Origin of the sequence: uncultured Cyclobacterium sp., from assembly GCF_963976465.1 — a bacterium.
Lineage (GTDB): Bacteria > Bacteroidota > Bacteroidia > Cytophagales > Cyclobacteriaceae > Cyclobacterium.
Genome location: NZ_CAXBOC010000436.1, coordinates 1 through 4,898, shown reverse-complemented (window position 1 = coordinate 4,898; position 4,898 = coordinate 1). Strand labels below are relative to the sequence as shown.

Sequence of the window (4,898 nt, the reverse complement as noted above, 5' to 3'; positions counted from 1 at the left end):
AATGACTATTGTGTCGGTTAATTCAAGCCAATCTCAAAAGCAATTCGTTTATCATGATGGACTTGGTCGGACAATGCAGACAGTGGGAAAAGAAAGCACTGTTTCGGGCAAGGATTTGATTGTACCTGTCGTTTATGATGAATTTGGTATGCAGCCCAAGGAATGGCTCCCTTTCTCTATTACCAACGGACAAAAACCCGGAGATTTTCGCCCTGCCGCTATTAATGAACAAAATGCTTATTATTCGTCCCTATATGGAGCAAATCCCTCAGCCTATGTAGAAAAAGATTTTGAAGCTTCACCTTTAAATAGAGTCAGCAAACAAGCAGCGCAAGGAAATGCTTGGAAAATGGGGTCCGGTAAAGAGCTGAAATTTTATAGAAGGCCCAATACTACGGAAGAAGCTGTTCGTGTATTTACCGTAAATCAGACTGGACTTCCCGAAAGCAGTTTAACTTTTCGTGCCAATGATCTGTGGGTAGAGATCACTGTGGATGAAGACGACAAAAGTACCCTCACCTACACGGATAAACTAGATAGAGTAGTGTTAAAAAAAGTGCAGGATACTGCGGCACCAACAGATGAAGGCCATTCGGGTTGGCTTTGTACCTACTATGTTTACGATGTTTTCTCAAGGTTAAGCGTGGTCATTCCTCCCAGGGCCACCCAAATTCTTGCCGATGCAAACTGGAGTAATGATATCAGTACCAATACAAGCCTGGCTAAGGAGCAATATTTTCGTTATACCTACGATAAAAGGGGGCGAATGGTAGAAAAATACATACCCGGAAAAGGTTTGGAATCCATGGTATATGACAATCAAGACCGGTTGGTAGGTATTCAGGATGCCAATATGGCGAATGAAAGCCCAAAACAGTGGCTCTTTACAAAATATGATGGACTAGGAAGGGTAGTGATGACCGGAATGACCAGCTCAAATGATGACAGGGCTACAATTCAAAACAATCTCAATGAGATGCCTTCAAATGAAGCCTCAGTAAAGGCCAATACAGCTAAGGTAAAAACAGGATCTAGGATAACTTCCGGTAAATACGATGTGTATCAAGAATATGTGGCTGAAAAATCCATCAGCCTAAAACCCGGATTTGCTATGAAAGCCACAGGAAATCAAAATTTCACTGCTCAGATTGGAACGGGAAGTTCAGGCAAGGTTGGGGCTTGGCCGGAAGATGAAGGCGATATCTTGACTGTCAACTATTACGATTCCTATGAATTCTTAAGTGAATTTTCCTATGTTGACCATGGTTTACCTTTTACCCCTCAGCCTACTACAAGAATTCACGGTTTACAGACAGGTAAAAAGGTGAAAAACTTGGAAACCGGGGAATTTTATACCACCGCTATATATTACGATGAGGAAGGGCGAGTGATTCAAACAATCGCTGAAGACCAGCTTGGGGGAACAGTGTTGAATTCGACTGCTTATAATTTTGAGGGTCAACCTACTCATACTTTGGTTTCAAGCAGTAGGGCTGAAATCCCCGATATCCTCCGAACATTTACCTACAATGTCACCGGTCAAATTGCCTCCATAACACATAAAATTGGATCCGATCCTGCTGTTTCCCTGGCTGCTTATGCTTATAATGACCTCGGGCAACTTGTTTCCAAATCATTTCCGGGCCAATCAGCTATCAGTCAAACCTATGACTATAATATTAGAGGCTGGCTAAATAGCCAAGGTAGCAATGAAATGGGGATATTCAAACAAAAACTCTATTACCATACCGGTAGTGAGAAGAGTTATTATAATGGCAATATTGCCGGCATAGAATGGGTGGGGCAGGATGGTAAAGCTAGGAGTTTTGCTTACCAATATGACAATGCCAATCGACTGTTAGCTGCAAAATTTAATGCAGCAGGGGAAAATAACCATTATTCCGTTCAAGGAATCAGCTATGATGCCAATGGCAATATATTGACTATGGCCAGGTTTAACGAAAAGTCAAATAATACCTATGGAAAAGTGGATGATTTGACCTACACGTACGATAGCAATGAGGACTTAGGAGGTCGCTATTCGAATAAATTGTTACGCGTCCGAGACGGGCTGGTCTCCAATACCTATACGGCAAAAGATTTTAAACCTAATACCGGGTCTCAAGAAGATTACAGCTATGATGCCAATGGTAACCAAACCACCAATCCCGACAAGAGGATTACTAAAATTAGTTACAACCACCTGAATTTGCCCGAAGAGATCACTTTTTCTACTGGAGGTAAAATTAACTTTGCCTATGATGCAGAAGGGAAAAAGCTAAGCCAGACGGTTCAGGAGAACCAAGACAAGCCGGCTAAAACAAGAGACTATATTGGAGAGTTGGTGTTTCTAAACGGATACTTGGATTATATGATCCATGAAGAAGGCAGGGTAACTTATGAATCCGGAGTAAATCAATATGAGTATTTTGTTAAGGATCATCTAGGCAACGTGCGCCAGGTGCTTAGGCAGCCTAAAACCGAGACAAAGTTTGCGACAATGGAAAGCCAACATGTACTGAAAGAGCAGGAAGATTTCTCTGGGCTAAATGCTTCCAGGCAAACTGATCCGGAACAGAATGTAACCACGGGTGGGGATAAAGTGGCTTGGCTAAATGCAGCAAGAGGAAGGATTTTAGGCCCATCAAGTAGGCAAGAGGTATTTACAGGAGATCGCCTTAACCTAAGTGTATATGGCAAGTACGAGGAACAGCTATTTCAAAAAACAAACCCGGCAGGGTTTGTAAGCAGTGGAGCCAAGGGCAAAATCCTCAATGACCTCAATGAATTGTCCAAAAGTACCCAGCAATCAGGAGCTGCCAACCCGATAACGATATTAAATATGATTGGTATAGTGGCGACAGACCTACAGCAGAAAGAAACCCCGGAAGCTTACTTGCTTTATGCCCTTTATGACAGTGATGGCAACCGCTACGAAGTAGGCAAGCAGCCCCTCAGCAGAAAAGCCGCCAATCAACATGAGGTTTTAGAAGAAAAATTGTATATTTCACAAGATGGATACATGGAAACCGTCTTGATAAATGAAACAGCCGACGACGTCTGGTTCGATGATTTTAGCATCTCAAGAACCCCTTCCATAGTCATTCAAGAAACCCATTATGACCCTTGGGGTTTGGAGTTGGCTGGGCTGGGGTTTGAATATGGTGGTGTTAAGGAGAATAAGTATTTGTACAATGGGAAGGAGCTGATCGAGGACAACGGACTGGAGTATTATGACTACGGTGCTAGGATGTATGATCCTGTTATTGGGAGATGGGGGGTTGTTGACCCATTAGCAGATAAGATGAGGAGGCATTCACCTTACAATTATGCTTTTGATAATCCGATAAGGTTTATTGATCCTGATGGGATGATGCCGGGTAATTGTTGTCCACCTTCTTCAGAATTTATTTTCGTTTCGGAGATGCATAAAAACTTTGATTTCATTAAATCGAATTTGCAAAGTTTATTAGGAGCTGAAAGAACTAAGAATGTAAATAGTCAAACCTCAGGAATAATTACTGAAACAGAATTTAGTAGTGGTCCTGTAGATTCTGGGACAAATAGTGATAAAATAGCTGGGTTTGTAAACATGGATGGTTTGAGTGATGTTGGAAAAGATTCACCTTCCGGTGGATTTATGGAGAGGATTGCTAATGCGTTAGGTGCTTTGGTAAGTGGGATATCTGAAAATCTAGACGGACTTTTTGAGAATAATAAAGAGACCATTGAAGTTCCTTTACAAGGTAAAATGAAAAATTCGGAAAAAGTTAAATATGATAGCGTTCCTGTCGTGGTGACGGATAAAGATTTGATAATGGGGCTTAAAATAAATTATCGCAAAAATTGGGGTGTTAACGCTGGAGATACAATCGGTTGGGAAATTAAAAAGAAAGATTAAAGAAATATGAGTAGAGGAAAGCTTTTTCTTTTTTTGGTATTGGCCCTTGTTTTACAAGGATGTAATAATTTTGACACAGTGAGGAGCTATGAAAATGGCGAAGTTAAAGAAGAGTGTGAGTTCATTAATGGGCGTAAAAATGGTTTTTGTAAGGGTTACTATCCAAGTGGGAATTTAGAATATCTAGTAAAATTTAAGGATGATATACTGCATGGAAAATCAATTTTTTTGCATGAAAATGGAAGTTTACACTGGGAAGTAATATTTAATAAAGGAGTAAAAAATGGAAATGTTAAATACTATGATGAAAATGGAAGAGTTTTTCAATCATCCAGTTTTAAGAACAATGAACTGCATGGTGCCAATATTAATTATTATCCGTGCGGAAAGATAAAATCTAAAATGACCTATTACAATGGAAAGTTGAATGGTGATTTTTATTCCTATTATGAGCAAGGGAACTTAAAAATGAAAGCATATTATGAGGAAGATGTTTTAATTGATTTCCTTTCTTATAGCCTCGAGGGAGAAGTAATAGATCATTTAATCCAATATGAAATAATGGAATCCAATTATAATTTTAATGTCAAAAGCCTTAACCAGTACTTTGATGTAGTTGGAGTTACTATTGGGATACAAGATCATAATGGAGAAATTAAAACTATTGGAGAAAGTATTTCTAATGATGGCATATTTACACTTCCAGTCCCAGAAAAATATAGGGGAAGGGATAAATTTTATTTTCAACTTTTTGAAATAGATTCATTGGAAGACAATCCTGAAGAAGGTGTTGTAAGGAGTAAAATAGAGTTTGAGTATGAAAGGATTGAAGAGTGAAAGGAAGATTTATATTATAAATAGAATTAATAATCGTTCTATTTATATGGAATCATGCACTTACATGTAGGTGTGTCGTGAAGTCGTTGATATGAATCAAAGACATGTTGTTCAAAATATGTGAGACTGTAATCTTAACTCTGTCTAAGCTTGGAATTTA

Annotated in this window: 2 protein-coding genes; both read left to right on the top strand. The window is 39.3% G+C overall.

Annotated elements, in window-relative coordinates; all coding sequences use genetic code 11:
* Nucleotides 1–3,901: DUF6443 domain-containing protein (locus tag AAC037_RS19700; protein WP_339905018.1), on the top strand; the 3,901-nt coding region annotated here is incomplete at its 5' end.
* A gap of 6 nt (nt 3,902–3,907) precedes the next feature.
* Entirely contained in the window at nt 3,908–4,738 is an 831-nt protein-coding gene (locus tag AAC037_RS19695; RefSeq protein WP_339905016.1) for a toxin-antitoxin system YwqK family antitoxin, read from the top strand.
* The last annotated feature ends 160 nt before the right edge of the window (nt 4,739–4,898 follow it).

Excerpts from the sequence above, each read along its gene's own strand:
- AAC037_RS19695 (WP_339905016.1), top strand. The coding sequence starts at position 3,908 with ATGAGTAGAGGAAAGCTTTTTCTTTTTTTGGTATTGGCCCTTGTTTTA.